Genomic DNA, 15,619 nt, shown 5'->3' on the forward strand with positions numbered 1-15,619 from the left:
ATGAACGCTGACTCCTCTAGATCACGGACATCTGTCCATCAAAACGTTTCCATCAGCGAAGATTTGCTGGGTATAGCTCAGTACGATCAAAGAATGGAACTGTATAGCGAACTGAATGCAATCGCGTATGAATTCCTGGCGATACCCGCCCAACTCTCACATCTGGTGCTTCTGTCGGACCGGCAGTCGGTCAGCCTGGAACGCAAGCTCCTTGGCGAACTGTGTGATCAGCACAATGTTACACCACCGAATTGCCACAATAATGAATTCACAGTCACCATTGGTGAGGTGCAACTCATATGGGAACGACATACCGAGTATTCAACCTACACAGTCTATCAGACAGGGGTATTTGAAGTCCCCTTTGAGCAACCGCCGGTCAGGAGACTGCCGCGCAAATGGTTGGCCAGTTTGCCAGGGGAAGTACTCGTTGCTACGCATATTGCACTTGATGACCGTTCACGCCCAAAACGCAGTTTAAACGAGTTGGCACAGCTGTTCTCTTCCAACACTGTTATCGGATCCAAGGTAGCCGGCGGCAGCGCCAGCGTATGGAGCGACAATCAGATTCACAAAGATGGATTCGGTCGCATTCTGATTCATGACGACAACCTGCGCAGCCGGCAGGTCGGGCGTCTGGTGCAGCGTCTGCTGGAAATAGAAACATACCGCATGTTGGCGATGCTGCCATTGCCCATGACCCGTGACATGATTCCCAAACTCGCACAAGCCGATCATCGTCTGGCGATGCTGCGAAACGCCGAACTCAGCAATATCAATGACGAGCAGCAATTGCTGGAAGAGTTAACCACGCTTGCCGCCGAGATTGAGGTGCTGTCGGCGCAAACCAGCCATCGGTATAACGCTTCACGCGCCTACTACGATATTGTCAAACTACGCATCAAGGAATTGCGTGAAGCACGCATTGAAGGATTGCAAATGCTGCAGGAATTTATGATACAACGATTGTCTTCCGCGATGGGCACCTGTGAACTGGTGCATTCAAAACTGGAAAACCTGTCGCTGCATGTCGCACGCGCTTCCGAATTGCTGAGAACACGTGTAGACATTTCCATGGAAGCGCAGATCCGAGACCTGCTCAAGTCAATGGATGACCGCGCACATGTACAACTTCGTCTGCAAGAAACCGTTGAAGGTTTGTCTGTAGTGGTTCTAAGCTATTATCTGCTTGGCCTGATCGGTTACGGACTGAAGGCCATCAAGGCAACTGGTTATATGATCAATGTGGAATTGATTACCGGTATCGCCATTCCGATTGTCATCACCGGTGTATTTTTTGCTGTACGGGGGATCCGCAGCCTGGTAAGCAGGCGGCATCAAAAAAAATAATGTTATCCGTCAGATTATAATTAGTCGGTCCTTAAAATATATTCAAGCAGTTGATATTAATAATAATTACTTGGACTTTTGCTGTTCATTCTGGTCGAAATGGTGACTAATCGGTGCTCATACCCAGCAAACCAATTCGCCTGTGATGGTTGGGTTATTGATTCTCAAGCAACTGGATAACTTGAGCGATGAAGCGGTGGTGTTGCAGTGGAAGCGCAATCCTTACTACCAGTCTTTTTGCGGCATAAAGGAATTCCAGCGGAAACTGCCTTGCCATAGCACGGAACTGGTTCATTTTCGCAAGCGCATTGGATTTGGCGGTGCTGAGCGCATTTTCCGGATGAATGTTGATTTACATGGCCAGGCGGCGCTGGAAGATGCGGTGCATATTGACACGGCGGTTCAAGAAAAAAACATCACTGACCCGGCGGACAGTAAACTTGCAATCAAAATCATCAACCGCCTGATCAAGATAGCCAAAGCACATGGCGTTCCTCAGCTTAATTCTTGAGTTTTGCAAGTCTCTCTGTTGAAAATCCAATTTTACGGAAAGACAACTTCACGATAATTCCACTTGTCAATCAGCATTAAAAAATGCCATACCAGCCTGGCCGAAACAAAATAACCAATAGTGGAGTTTGGAAATAAGAAATCTGTTGACAAAATATGCTGTTTGTCTCTATAACAATAGTAAGCTGTCTGTTTTTATCAAGTCACCGTGATAATTGCGGCCATCGGACACGGAAACTTAGAAGTCGGCTGCATCGCAGCAACCCTTTATTTGCAAGATGACTGCTGTAAAGTTGCTGAAAACTGACTGACCTGACGCTGGATTTGGGAATCTGTTTAACATATATTTTTATGTTAATACTATCGGACAGAAAGACTGTTAGAGGAGGATAGAGAAATGAAAATGATGAAGCGTATATTCATTTCACCGCCTGCCGGTAGAACAGACAAATCAAATCTGCGTACAATCTTTTCCTCCACGCTTTGCTGCAACAGTTTCCTGATCCTGATGCTTGCGGTTTTACTGGGCGCCTGTACGACCGTCCCGGTAGCAAACCGGAATGTTGCAAGTGCCGGCGGTTTCTGGGAACAGGACGAAAACACCGATCCACGTTTCCACCATATGGCGAAGGAAGCCGAAAAGGAGATCGGTATTTTGTATGCTTCCGGCAGCAGTGTTTTAGTAAACGGCACTGCGATGGTAGAAGATACGATGGACATTGAAAATAACAGTTTTGTCAGCACAGGCCCCAAAAGCAGCGCCCGCATTGAATTTAAGGACGACGGTTTTTGTTCAATACAAGTCGAGGATTTTTCCGTAGGCAACGGCTATGGAGACACCGCAAATTGCGAATACAGTATTGTCACAACACATGCCACCGCCAACACACAGGATACAATATACCATATCAACGTGTCCGGCCAGCGCACTGAGATTACAGTTTTACGCGGGTTGCTCAAGGCGTCACTGCTTGCAGATCCAGCTCAAAGCGCTATCGTCAATAGTGGCGAAGAGATTATCCTGACAGCCGATTCAATTATTGGACCACGGCCTGTTTCCTTTGAAGAAATCGAAAGGCGAATTCGCTGGAGGGACAATTACACGTTTCATACAAGTAAAGTCAGCTGGGTTAAAGTACTTGTAGGCGCGGGTGTTGCCGCCGGTATTGTCGCTGCCATATTGCGTGGCAAATCCGGCGGCGGCAGCCCGCCCGATCGTAGCACCGGCTCCGGTCCAAGTCATAATTATCCCGATTGATCGCAGGCGTAACCGGCGATGGCCAGCTCTACTTTATCTATCGATTAACGATTGCGAGAGAAAACAACGATGCAGGATGCAGACAGTTTTACAAATCAATACCTCGGTGGAATCAGGCAAAACCCGTTGTATGCGGCATTGATCATGCTGGCGTTCTGTTTGTTTTTAAGCATACAGCCGGCACATGTACATGCGGCACTCGGTACAACAGCCTTGTCCAAGGCATGCGCGGCAAAAAATGTCACTCCATCCGAAGACGGTCTTCGCCGTCTCGCGCTGATCGTGGGAGCCGGTCAGTATAAAAGCGCAAAAATACCGGACCTTCCAGGTCCGCCGCAAGATGCGCGGCGATTCTATCAATTGCTGACCGGTCCGAACGGCTATGGCTTTCCAAAAGAAAACGTATGCGTATTAGTGGATGAAGCGGCTACCACGGCGAATTTTAAGCGGTATTTTTCGAACTTCCTGATCGAACAGGCGCAACCGAATGATGAGGTTGTTATCTACTATGCAGGGCACGGTTCGCAAACACGGGATCGTGATGGGGACGAACCGGATGGCATGGATGAAACATTCGTTTTCCATGATGCCAGAGACAGCGGTATCAAGGATTTTACCGATGACGAATTCGATGAATTATTGACCCGCCTGCATCAGAAGACCAGTCATATCACCGTTTTTCTGGACTCCTGCAATTCGGGCACCGCTTTGCGCGGTGACACTGAGTTCTTATCGCGCTATATACCGCCGCCGGAAACTGAAACCACTCGCGAACGCAGTACAGCCGCAAAACCCGCAACAAATGGCCAGAAAACCGGCTGGATTTCAAAATCCTTGCCAGGGATCGTCGTTTTCACGGCTGCGGGGGACGGGACGGTTGCACTGGAAAGAAATGCACGCGGTATCTTTACCGATGCGATACTGACAACATTCGGACAGGTTAACGCAACACAGCTGACCTACGCACAGGCAGCCCGGCAGATCAGGCCGCTGGTAAAAGCGGAGAGTTATCAAATCCCCTATTTTCAGGGAGATTTGCAGCGTACAGTTTTCGCCGGGGTAAACAGAAAATTACCACTGGCCTGGGAAATTATCGAAATCGCTCCGCAACTTAAACTGGGTGGATTTCCGCTTCCCGGCATCGACACAGGCGCTGAATTCAGAGTATATGATGGCTTTGTAAAAGGTCCTGATCTTCAGGATCCGACAAAGGCCAAGGCTGTAATTATTGTGGAAGAAAGCACGCGCTTGAACGCCACAGCCCGGATTATTTCCAGACCAGCCAATGCAAAACCTATCCGCCCGGGCGATCTGGCGATTTTATCAAGACCCAGCGATGCCCAGCGAACGCTGAAGGTCACGCTTCGTCCGCACACCGAACAAGGCGGTATTTCGGCAGAACAAGCCAGTCTTATCGGCGCGAGTCTTAATCAGAATCAGGACGCAAAAAACATGATACAGCTGGTCGAGGATAACGGCATCTTCGAAATCAGTTATGAAAACGATCAATACATTGTAAGCGGCCCGGAAAATCGGGTGCGAAACCGTTTTGCCAAAGCCGACGGCGTAATCGAAAATTTGCGATTGCATGCGCTGCAGCGTGTACTGAGTACGCTGCGTGGCGAAGGCGGCAGCCTGTTTGAAGATCAGGAAACGTTGCAGGTCCAACTGGTACCGGCGGACAAACAGGACCAGTGCGCACAGAAAGCCGACTGGCGGCAGGCGCCGTCAAATACAGTATCCGCTCAGGAAATTCCGCTTTGTTACAAATGGAATGTCAAAGTAAAGCTCAGTGAAAAATCTCCTGTCCGCCTGTTGGTGGGCGGTCTGATTCTATCGACTGACGGCAGTATTTTCGGTTTACCGGCCGATGGAACGGCGATACCCCTGGGTCCGGGTGAAGAAGCCGTTTTTGCGGCTAAAGGCGAAACATTTATTGCTTCAGAACCATTAAATATTGAAGATCAAATAGTTGTCTTTGGAACACAAGAGACCAATCCGGTTCCGTGGTCTCTGCTAACACAATCCGCTGTACAGCGTGCCGGCGATACCAAAAGCGGATTGTACAAAATACTGGATCAATACTTGAAAGGCACACGTGGGGTCTCACAACCGGTTGAGACCGATGATACTGATACTGCATGGACCAAAAGCAGTATCACGATGCGCGTGACAGATCCCGGTCAATGACTTCACGCGCGCAGCCAAACCCCGGTAATGTAAACATAGAGAACATCACAATGTATTTTGCAATCTTCAATCCGGCCTTTTTTGCAAAAATCTGCTGCGTATTATTTTTAATTGTTTCTACAGCTTCATACGCTGATGAAAAAAACAGAACGATTAAACGTTTCCCGGCGGACATTCGCACCGATACTGACAGAACCCAAACGATCCAGCCGCGCAAGCTGCAAATTCAGGAAACACCGCGCAATCAAGCGCCGTTACGCAGCAGGGAACTGCTGCGCACTCAGGAGAGAACGCCAGTAAAGAATGAATCTTCGTCCACCCAGGAACCGGAACGGGGCTTGATTCAAAAACCATTAGATCAGGACCGGCATCTACAGATACGCAAAGAATTAAACGATTTGAAAATACAAACCCGCCGCGTGCGTGGTAATGCGTTGCAGCTTAAACGCCGGATTAGAGATAAACAGCGCGTTTTAGACAGCACCACACAACCACAGGTCCGGTATCAATTGGAGCTTGAAATAGGCCGGATGCATGAGCAGTTAAATCAAATGAACAATCAGATCGAGAATATGGAAAACCAGCAGCAAATCATGCGTAAAATGACTACCGGTCAGCAAGGTTTCGCGGATGACGAAGATCACTTAAGCGATTCCGGCTATGGACCGGGACAATCAAATATGGGTGACCGGCGTCAAAGCCACCCCTGTTTTATCGCGACTGCCGCATACGGCAGCCCTCTCGCCGGAGAGGTGCAAATTCTCAGACAATTCAGGGACAACCATTTGGCAAAAACAGCGCTTGGCAGAAACATGATTGGTTTATATGAGACCTATTCGCCGCCTTTCGCCGGCTTCATCTCCAGACACGAAACAGCCAGATCGTTAACCCGGGCGTTGCTTTGGCCGGTCGTAACTGTTGTCAAATACCCGGTACTGTTGATTTTGAGCCTGGGGTTTCTGCTGGCAATGCTTTCATTGCACAAAAACAGGCGGATTTCACATAGTCCATTATGATGTGAACGCAGACAGTAACCACAGAAACCGCACACTCTATCAGTCTGTAGCGGTCAGGGGCTGCATAGCTTTTTTGCTGACTGTTTATCTCTCAGCGTGCGCATCATTACATGATTTTATTGGCGGCAAACATGTTGGCCGCGCCGAGGTTGAACGTCATGCCGGTTTTACGGCCTACCAGAAACAAGACTATCCGGCAGCACTGAGACATTACCAGAATGCGCTGGTTTATTTGCCGGCCGATAACAGCGATGCCCAGCGTGCAGATCTTTATTATAAAATGGGCCGCACTTACCTTAAACTACAAAACAATACTGCCGCCATCGCCAGCTTTGAACATGCGCTTGCGCTTCGAAAAACGCACAGTGAGCGCGACCGTGCCATCTTGCACAATATGCTGGGATTGACACACCAAAAAACAGGCAACATTGAAAAATCCCGCGCACATTTAAACAAAGCGCTTGAATTAAGAATTATCACCAGGAACATACTCGGCGAAGCCCGAACACTGGGTAATATGGCTGCCACTTACCTTGCTCAGGGACGTTATATCAAGGCCATTGAGCACTATCAACAGGCACAGCAGTTATTCGCAAAAACAGCACGTGCGACCCCGACTGATCTGGGAAATATTCAAACGAACCTGAGTTCGGTTTACGCCGAAATGGGCCAGTATGAAAAGGCGCTGACTCATCAGTTTCGGGCACTCGCCATTTATCAGCAGGCAGGCAATACAGCGGGTATCGCGTCTTCCTATCACAATATCGGCTATATTGAATCAGAGCAGCAAAATTATGCTGCCGCACTGGATGCTTTCAGACAGGCTGTTGCGTTGCGAGAAAAAATTCAGGATCGATTCGGTGCAGCCGAAACCCGCAACAATTACGGTTTGCTGCTTAGTGAAATGGGGCGCCATAAAGCAGCGCTGAGTGCATTGCTTCAGGCGCTGCCGGTTCTGGAGGAATTAAATACCCGCATACAAATTGCCGCAACCTATGACAGTATCGGCAGTGTTTATGCACGAATGAACAGACACGCTTCCGCGCTGGAGGCTTTTCAAAAAGCGCTGCTGATTTGGCATGAAACCGGTGACCGTGAAAGTGAAAGAATTACCCTGGCTAACATGGGTGATTTGTTCACACAATCCGGACAAGACACGCTGGCCATTGTTTTTTATAAACTGGCAGTCAATATCAGCGAAGCAATTCGCGAAGAACTGCAGATATTGCCGCAACAAGAGCAAAAAGCGTATTTAAACCGCGTACAGGGTTTTTACCGCAAACTGGCTGATTTACTGCTAAAGCAGGACAGAGTCATCGAAACCCAGCAAATCCTGGATTTATTAAAAATCCAGGAAGCAACAAACTTTCTGGGGCCGGTTCGCGGCAACACCAGTACAGCCACGGGCGTTGCCATGCTGTCTCCCGAACAGCAGATTCAGAAACAGTATGCGCAATTACTGCAGCAGTCTATCCATATTGGAAAAGAACTGGCTGTATTAAACAGCATAGATAGAAGCGATCGCACTGCAGCGCAGAACGAAAAGCTGCGGCAGCTAATCAAACAGGAACAACAGCTGCAAAGAGCGTTTGTCAGCTTTATTGAAAGTAGTGAAATCAGAGATTTGATCGATCAACTCGGCCGTGAAGTACGTACGCAAATGCCTGCTTTGGAATATCTGAGGCCATTGCGTGACAATTTAAAACGACTGGGGGAGCATGTTGTATTGCTTTATCCTCTAATCATGCAAGACCGGCTTGAACTGGTTCTGGTAACAGGTCTCAGCCCTCCCCTGCATATACCGGTTCCCATCGACCACCAGGATCTTAACCGAACGGTATTGAATTTTCGAACCGCGTTAATCGGCCGTCAGGACACAGTACAGAAGTTCGCGCAACAGTTATACCAATGGCTTATTAAACCGGTTGAACATTTATTAACAGAAGTTAATGCGGATACCATTCTTTATGCGCCGGATGGAATACTGCGGTATGTTCCCTTAGCTGCCTTGCACGACGGACAGCAATGGCTGATACAACAGTATAAAATTAATAACATTACCGCATTTTCTTTGACCGATTTGGATACCCGTCCGGTCAAGGAAGCAAAATTATTGGCAGCCGCTTTTACTACTGGAAATTACACATTTACCATCGGAGATCAGACGTTTGATTTTAGTGGACTGCGATACGCGGGCGAGGAGGTAAATAATTTAACGGAAATTTATCCCGACATGACTAAACTTCTGGATAAGAATTTCAGCCCGGATACGGTGATTACAGAAATCAATCAATTCAATATCGTTCATTTCGCAACGCACGCAGCGCTGGTGCCTGACAAAGCATATGAATCATTTATTCTGTTTGGTAACGGTGAAAGAGTAACCGTGGATCAGGTCAAGTACGAATGGAACCTGACAAATGTCGATTTGATTGTATTGAGCGCCTGTGAAACCGCCTTGGGCGCCGTTTTCGGCCAGGGAGAAGAAATTCTGGGATTGGGTTTCTTAATGGAAAGTGCTGGGGCAAAAGCCACGCTGGCCTCATTATGGCCGGTCGATGATCGTGGAACACAATTGCTGATGAATAAATTCTACACAGAGCTCAAGCAACACGGCGCCACAAAAGCAGCTGCGCTTCAAAAAGCGCAGCTATCCATGCTGTCGGAATCGGTACTTTCACCGGTGTCTGATGCTGATCGCGGCGTGTTGCGTGAACGGGATGCAGCGCCGGCCTCGAATCAACACACCGTGCATCCCTATTATTGGGCGCCTTTTATCCTAATTGGCAATGGCTTATAAATGGGTTGCGCAGTGTTATGACAAAAATCAATGGCTTTTTTAATGTCTGGCAATTTTGCATCATCAGTGTTAGCCTCGACATGTTTATAAGATTCAACTAACTGAATGCAGTCTTATTTTCAATCAAAAATAGGTGGGATGGCGAAACGGGGCCCGGCCGCAAACACAGTTTAGTATCAGGTCAGAGTAAGCACAAAATCAGGCAACATAGCGTAAAGATACTTTTAGCGGGATTATTTGATCTTATAAATTTTGGGAGATAAAAATGCATAAAGCTATTATATTGATTATTCTCAGTATCGCGCTAGCCGTGCAGTTATCTGGTTGCGCTCAAATGCAGCATCAGCCGGTCGAACAAATACCGGATGCCCTGACACCCGGCATTTTTCTGGATGAAACGCGCGGCTTGATTCCAGAAGGTGTTGAATTAAGAGAAGTTTATCCACCCGGAATAGAATTAACCAAGATATCTGAAGGCTTCCGAAGCGAATTGTATAATGACGCAGCGGGGTTTTGCACCATAGGTTATGGACATCTGATAAAAAAAGCGCCCTGTGACGGCACTGAAAAACAGGAATTCATATTCGGTATCACGGAACAACAGGGCGAGGCGTTATTGATTGAAGACATGGACTGGGCCAAATATTCTGTGATGAAAGCCGTAACTGTCGAATTGACTCCAGGCCAGTATGCGGCGCTGGTGGATTTTGTTTTTAATGTTGGCAGCGGCAACTTCAACAGGTCCACTCTGCTCAAAAAATTAAATGCTCAGCAGCATTCGGAAGTTCCAGCGCAATTCAGGCGCTGGATACGCGCTGGCGGCAAAATGTGGCAGGGACTCGTAACACGCCGGGAACGTGAAGTAGATTTATATTTGGAAGGAACGGCTATTCCACGTTTATTACCACAAGAGGGTGAAGAATTACCGGACATCGATATCCGCAAAGGCGAGTCCGGCAGTTAACCAGCTGATTTATTAGACCTACACATAATTTAACTTTACAGGTGTCAATATGGATAATTTTGTAAGCTCCAGGTCAATGATCACGCCCGGTCTTGCTGGCAGCGCAACCACCATGATTACGGGTACTTTGGTAACGACATTCGGATTTCCCGGTGCCGTTACCGCACTGATAGTCAGTTTTGTATTCGGTTTAATGGCTCTCGCGGACAAATCAGTCGCGGCTTATTATAAATTTATTTTCTATATCATTAATTCAGTCACTATTTTTTCAGTGGCGGTCGGCCTTAACCAGGCTGGTATGGCAATTATAGAGCGCGATAGACAAGCGCCTACTGTAGAAGAAAGAACTCTGGGGCCGGCTGAAGACGAAGAACATGATGCAATGCAAGCTGAATCAAGACCATTTTTTCAGGAATGGTTTTGATCGAAAAACCTGATGGATCAATAACAATATCAATTTGATAAGGAGCTGCGAATAAATAAGTGTGGCAATCGGGCGCGTCTGGCGGGATGCAATGCAAGGCGGGAGGATGAGTCATAACCAAGCTATGGCGACGACGAACAACGCCGCAGTGCGCCCGCCAGATGCGACCCAGGTGTTACACTTATTTATGAACGACTCCCAAGGTTAAAATTCAATGTTACTCAGTAAAACATTCGCTGCGATTCGTGTTGTATTTGCTTGAGCTTCGATGTGGCATTATTGTTCGCGCAGCGTTATTGAGCTTCATGTATTTGCAAATGGCGCATTATGAAAAATGAAGAACTTGAGCGATGGACATTCCTGCTCACTTTGACCCTCGTTTCCTGTCTTTTTTTATACCTGCTCAAGCCATTCTTCGCCCCGATTCTGTGGGCATGTATCATTGCAATCCTGTTTCATCCCATGCAGATCTGGCTGCAGAAAAAACTGGGCGAACACCACAACACTACCGCCTTGATCACATTGACTGCCTGTGTATTTCTGGTCGTCATACCTGTGCTGCTGCTGTTAACTACATTCCTGCAGCAGGGCATTGCCTTATACAAACTAATCGACGCAGGTGAAATTCAGCCTGCACAGTACATTGACAGAATTCGCCAGGCGTTTCCGGCAGTACAGGATTTTCTTGAGCGTGTGGGCGTGGATATTACTTCGTTGCGGGAAAATGCAACCAAAGCCGCACTGGCTACCGGTAGTTTTCTGACACAGAATGCCGTGGCTGTGGGCGTGGATACATTCAATTTTCTGTTGAAACTTGCTTTGATGCTTTATATCGCCTTTTTTCTGCTGCGTGACGGCCGTACACTGATTGAAAAACTGGTTTTCGTCATCCCGCTCGGCGACGACCGCGAGCGACTCCTGTTTCGAAATATTGCCGGTGTTGCCCGGGCAACGGTCAAGGGTAACCTCGTAGTGGCGATGGTACAAGGCGCGTTAGGCGGTATCATTTTCTGGATTCTCGATATTCCCGCACCGCTGCTGTGGGGTGTGATAATGGCGGTTTTTTCCTTGATTCCGGCTGTTGGCGCCGGTTTGATCTGGTTGCCGGCAGCGATCTATTTATACGCAGACGGACAATGGATCGCTGCATCGGTATTGATTGCCTACGGTATTTTAATTATCGGCCTGGCAGACAATGTTCTGCGCCCGATTCTGGTCGGTCGCGACACCAAGCTGCCGGATTGGATGGTGTTATTGTCAACACTGGGCGGGATCGGATTATTTGGCATTAACGGTTTTGTGGTTGGTCCGCTGATCGCTGTGCTGTTCGTGGCTTTCTGGCGGATTTTCGGAAAGGATTTCAATACCGGCGATACAGGCAATGACGCGCAGCAGCCGGAGACTGGCGCAAATACAAATCATCAAATTAGCATTAACAATGAGAGAACGAATAAATCCTAGTTATATTGTATGAACGATACACATAGAAAATATTCGACAGAGAAATTAAACCGTTTAGCCTGGCTGCTGGATAATTCTATCCGCATACCCGGCACTGACATACGGTTCGGCCTTGATGGGTTAATTGGACTCATCCCCGGACTTGGCGATGCCATCGGTGCGATAATTTCAACACATATTCTCACCCAGGCGGCACAACTGGGCGCGCCGAAATCGTTGCTCATAAGAATGGGATTCAATATCGGGCTGGATACCCTGCTGGGTATTATTCCGGTTATCGGCGATTTAGCCGATTTTGCTTTCAAAGCGAATTACCGCAACGTACAATTACTGAATGCTTATCTGGGGAAACCCGGCAAAACCGCTCTGCACAGCCAATTGTTTATCGGGGCTATAGCATTTCTGGTACTGGGTACAGTGTTGCTGATCGGGTTTTTCGGATTTCTATTGATGCGCTGGCTATGGCTGTCAGTACAAGGCGGATAACAATGTTTCGTCACAGTTACGGCAATACATTATAACGCTTCATTTATAACAGCACCGCGCATAATCAATGCTGACAACCATACCCTTCACCACGCCGTTGCCAACACTACCCTCTTGGTCCGAACAGAAGCCACATAATCAAACCAAATACCGGTAACAAAAGTATCAGTACGATCCACAAAACTTTGCTGCCCGTAGTGGCAGCACTCTGTACAACCTTCACAATAGCCCAGACATTAAGAATCAGTAATATTAATCCAAAAAAACCACCCACTTCAACGCCCATCAGTTGCTCCTTTTAAAAAAACAGAATCGAATTGTAATTGCTATTTTGTAATGATACCGTAATTTAAGCGCTTAGCCATGAATCGACACCCCCAGTTGATCAACCATCGCCCCCTTTGCTCTCAATTAGTGAATTATTTCTGTTGTTCTTGAGATGGTGTCAGAAAAGGCGGTTCGCTAATTGAGTGCAACCTCTAACGCTTATGGAAAAACAGGCGATATCTGCTTTGTTTCTCGTGCGTCTATCCTCTTAAGAAATTAAGTTTACTGCAATCGCATGACGGTTCAATCCGTACAATGCGTATACAATTTTGTTACACTGTCATGAAATTATATTTAACTCTTGAATGAACCTAAATAATGCAAAAACAGAATACTAAACAACCTGTAGTCAAAAGAAGCAACTGGCCAAAGTTTGTTACGCTGGCTTTGATTTTGACGATCGTACTTTTTGCAGTTTCATTGTTGCCCCGCGGTTTTTCTGGCGATACTTCATTAGTTGGAAAAGGCACGCGCGTGCTGTTGCTGGTCCATGATGACAATATTCTGCAAAGTGGAGAAACGATGGCTGTCATGAACGAAATCAGAGATGAGTATGCTGAGCGTCTGACTTTTATTGTCGCCGACATCAACATCCCCGAAGGCAAAACATTTGCCGACAGACACGGTCTGATGCCAACTGCATTAGTGTTTTTTTCGGCCAGCGGCAGCAGGCTGCAAACGTTGTACACACCGCAAACAGCTGAATCACTGCGACTGGAATTGAACAAGTTATTCCAGTATTAGGGAATGCGTCATGTGCTATGCGTAATTATGCGCGTACAGATTTTTGATGAATGTTTGTGAAAAGCGTGCAGGGCATAGCCATGGGCTATGTTCATGGGCTTTGAACAAACAAGTGTAAAAATATGGCCGCGCCCTTCGGGTTTGTTTTTCGAACAAAATTATCGTCGTTTTCACGCCTTGAATATGCTTTGGCATGTCCTGCGGCACAAAAGCTTGATCCTTTGTCCAAAAAACAAACAGAATTGCCACAACACATGACGACGCCCCTAAAACACATCATTTCCTGGAAGATCTGCACACGTAAAGCTGACGCACTAATGAGCAAATCCCGACTGACTACTCCCACTCTATTGTAAATAAGGCTTTTATCTTTTATTTTCAATGAATTATTTTCATGATATTCGGTAGCACCATGAAAAATACCATGCTCAGAAATTTCTTAAAAATAATTTTATTTTTTTTGATAGCCCCGCCCAACAGGGTCACCACTAGGCTGACCGGGGAAAACTACTAACCCTTTGGGGACACCAGGAGGCGACCCATGTCTGAAGCATTACCACTGATGCTCAAGGAACTCAGGTTGCCTGCCTTTGGGCAACATTTTCAGAAGTACCAGGAGCACGCTGCAGAAAACGGCTGGAGTTACAGTCAGTATCTTGCGGCGCTGTGTGAACAGGAAGTCGCACAACGCTTTCAAAGCAGAATCAGCAACTGGACGCGTGAAGCCAGATTGCCACGCGGCAAAAGCTTTGCAACACTGGCGTTGAATGACCTGCCGCAAAGCGTTCAGAAACAGATCATCCTGCTTCGTGACGATACCCAATGAGCACATCAGATTACCTTCACTTTCAGAGCTGAGACGTGTCAATATCGTGTTCCGCCCCCAAGTAAAATGAAAATCAGAATATATGTCGATGCGACTTAAACCGAGGACCGCACGATCAGAGCTATATATCGGTTTTTTTTCCGTTTCCTCTCCTTCGTCACGGCCTTTGACTATGTGCCACTTCGGTTCGAGACTTTCGTCTACTCGGAGGGAGACAGACACGGCGACGACATCACCTGGTTCAGGCAATGGTCCAGCATCGTTAAGACCGCATTTGTACTGAGCGTATTTACTTTCCTGAAAGAACCTCCTCACATCCTCGTCACTTTCGTCCCAACCTGTGAGAGTCACCCGTATGACGATGTTTTCGTTGACATTTTGATTGAAGAAATCGGAGTCAACGATTGAAAGCGAGGTCCTTGGCGCTAGAGCATAATCGAGTGCTGACAGGATAGTCGTCTTGCATGTATCCCCGGCACCAATGATACAGTTGAAAGTTCCCTTCACTGTCCATTTAAGGGATTTGATTCCACGAAAATTCCGTATCTCGATATGCTTTATACGCAATTGCTTGCCTCTTCTGATTTATTATTTATGCATCCACCCCAGATGTCCTTGCGGGATTATCATTCCAAACAGCTAAGCTGTCTAACGTTTCGACCTAAACGTTAAAATCCACATTACGATACATCTATGCCAATTCTTGCTGCGCGAAACATCTGAAGCATGCGCCCACAACTTCTGTCGCCGCTAGGGTCGTACCTAAGCCATCGTAGATATCGCTAATCATGTCTTGGAATGTTATGAGTCGTATAGGATTACCACCCATGGCATCGATAAACGGCTGGTGTTCTTCCCAAACTTGCTTGTTACCTATGACATGGGCTACAGCGAGGCTATAAGTGAACTCCTCTGTCCCGGTTGCGTTCCGTACAGCCGTTACAAAAGCCTCTGACCATTTCGGGACACAAAGCTCTCGAAAAGACTGCCAGGCTTTGCGGCCACGCACCTTCTTGTTGTTTACAATTGCGTTGATTTCGGAAGAAGGATTAAAACCACTCTGCCAACTCTTGCAGCTAACCGCCATGACAGCCTCTGGCCCTGAGTGTTGATACCGGTTTAAAATTGACCACCCATTACGGTTGAAATTTGACCAGGGGGAAACAGAGCGCAGGATACTACGCATCTGTGGATAAGTCGACCAGACTGAGTTGGTATTTTGCCTCCTGCTGATGCTTTGTGTTCAGTTGTTCGTTACAAATT

At 47.3% G+C, this 15,619-nt stretch carries 14 protein-coding genes and 1 pseudogene; 12 read left to right on the plus strand and 3 right to left on the minus strand.

Going from position 1 to position 15,619, the window contains the following annotated elements:
- The 10 genes from BMY60_RS03190 to BMY60_RS03235 all read left to right on the plus strand — a co-directional run bounded on the left by BMY60_RS03190 (nucleotide 1) and on the right by BMY60_RS03235 (nucleotide 12,459).
- On the plus strand, nucleotides 1-1,350 hold the full coding sequence (locus BMY60_RS03190) for a DUF3422 family protein (protein WP_090331154.1): 1,350 nt from the start codon (nucleotides 1-3) through the stop codon (nucleotides 1,348-1,350).
- 145 nt (nucleotides 1,351-1,495) lie between these two features.
- Complete coding sequence (locus BMY60_RS03195; RefSeq protein WP_256250649.1) at nucleotides 1,496-1,861, plus strand: transposase; 366 nt, start codon at nucleotides 1,496-1,498, stop codon at nucleotides 1,859-1,861.
- Between the two features lie 396 nt (nucleotides 1,862-2,257).
- A complete protein-coding gene (locus tag BMY60_RS03200; RefSeq protein WP_090331155.1) occupies nucleotides 2,258-3,118 on the plus strand; it encodes a hypothetical protein in 861 nt (286 codons plus the stop codon).
- 51 nt (nucleotides 3,119-3,169) lie between these two features.
- The gene (locus tag BMY60_RS03205) at nucleotides 3,170-5,308 is read left to right on the plus strand and encodes a caspase family protein (protein WP_218141608.1); all 2,139 of its coding nucleotides are present in this window, start codon (nucleotides 3,170-3,172) and stop codon (nucleotides 5,306-5,308) included.
- Nucleotides 5,309-5,358: 50 nt separating this feature from the next.
- Nucleotides 5,359-6,324, plus strand: coding sequence for a CFI-box-CTERM domain-containing protein (locus BMY60_RS03210; protein WP_143057336.1), 966 nt, complete (start codon nucleotides 5,359-5,361; stop codon nucleotides 6,322-6,324).
- A 73-nt stretch (nucleotides 6,325-6,397) separates the two neighbouring features.
- A complete protein-coding gene (locus BMY60_RS03215; protein WP_143057337.1) occupies nucleotides 6,398-9,124 on the plus strand; it encodes a CHAT domain-containing protein in 2,727 nt (908 codons plus the stop codon).
- Nucleotides 9,125-9,389: 265 nt separating this feature from the next.
- Complete coding sequence (locus BMY60_RS03220) at nucleotides 9,390-10,088, plus strand: lysozyme (RefSeq protein WP_090331162.1); 699 nt, start codon at nucleotides 9,390-9,392, stop codon at nucleotides 10,086-10,088.
- A gap of 49 nt (nucleotides 10,089-10,137) precedes the next feature.
- The gene (locus BMY60_RS03225; RefSeq protein WP_090331163.1) at nucleotides 10,138-10,512 is read left to right on the plus strand and encodes a hypothetical protein; all 375 of its coding nucleotides are present in this window, start codon (nucleotides 10,138-10,140) and stop codon (nucleotides 10,510-10,512) included.
- 327 nt (nucleotides 10,513-10,839) lie between these two features.
- Nucleotides 10,840-11,973 carry an AI-2E family transporter gene (locus BMY60_RS03230; RefSeq protein ID WP_090331165.1) on the plus strand — a complete coding sequence of 378 codons (1,134 nt, stop codon included), beginning with the start codon at nucleotides 10,840-10,842 and terminating at the stop codon, nucleotides 11,971-11,973.
- Nucleotides 11,974-11,982: 9 nt separating this feature from the next.
- Nucleotides 11,983-12,459, plus strand: a complete 477-nt coding sequence (locus BMY60_RS03235; protein ID WP_090331166.1) for a DUF4112 domain-containing protein — start codon at nucleotides 11,983-11,985, stop codon at nucleotides 12,457-12,459.
- 106 nt (nucleotides 12,460-12,565) lie between these two features.
- On the opposite strand, the gene BMY60_RS03240 is transcribed toward BMY60_RS03235, so the two are convergent.
- On the minus strand, nucleotides 12,566-12,745 hold the full coding sequence (locus tag BMY60_RS03240; protein WP_090331168.1) for a PLDc N-terminal domain-containing protein: 180 nt from the start codon (nucleotides 12,743-12,745) through the stop codon (nucleotides 12,566-12,568).
- A gap of 359 nt (nucleotides 12,746-13,104) precedes the next feature.
- Between BMY60_RS03240 and BMY60_RS03245 the strand changes: the two genes are divergently transcribed.
- The gene (locus tag BMY60_RS03245; RefSeq protein ID WP_090331169.1) at nucleotides 13,105-13,530 is read left to right on the plus strand and encodes a hypothetical protein; all 426 of its coding nucleotides are present in this window, start codon (nucleotides 13,105-13,107) and stop codon (nucleotides 13,528-13,530) included.
- Between the two features lie 541 nt (nucleotides 13,531-14,071).
- The gene (locus BMY60_RS16135) at nucleotides 14,072-14,356 is read left to right on the plus strand and encodes an ATP-binding protein (RefSeq protein WP_256250647.1); all 285 of its coding nucleotides are present in this window, start codon (nucleotides 14,072-14,074) and stop codon (nucleotides 14,354-14,356) included.
- Between the two features lie 324 nt (nucleotides 14,357-14,680).
- Here the strand turns inward: BMY60_RS16135 and BMY60_RS16565 are convergent.
- Together BMY60_RS16565 and BMY60_RS03260 are read right to left on the minus strand one after the other, a co-directional pair.
- Nucleotides 14,681-14,923 (minus strand): annotated as a pseudogene (locus tag BMY60_RS16565) (AAA family ATPase); the annotation flags it as partial.
- A 124-nt stretch (nucleotides 14,924-15,047) separates the two neighbouring features.
- Complete coding sequence (locus BMY60_RS03260; protein WP_090331172.1) at nucleotides 15,048-15,443, minus strand: hypothetical protein; 396 nt, start codon at nucleotides 15,441-15,443, stop codon at nucleotides 15,048-15,050.
- Between the last annotated feature and the right edge of the window lie 176 nt (nucleotides 15,444-15,619).

The organism is Nitrosomonas sp. Nm51 (genome assembly GCF_900111165.1).
In the GTDB taxonomy this organism is placed as follows: Bacteria; Pseudomonadota; Gammaproteobacteria; order Burkholderiales; family Nitrosomonadaceae; genus Nitrosomonas.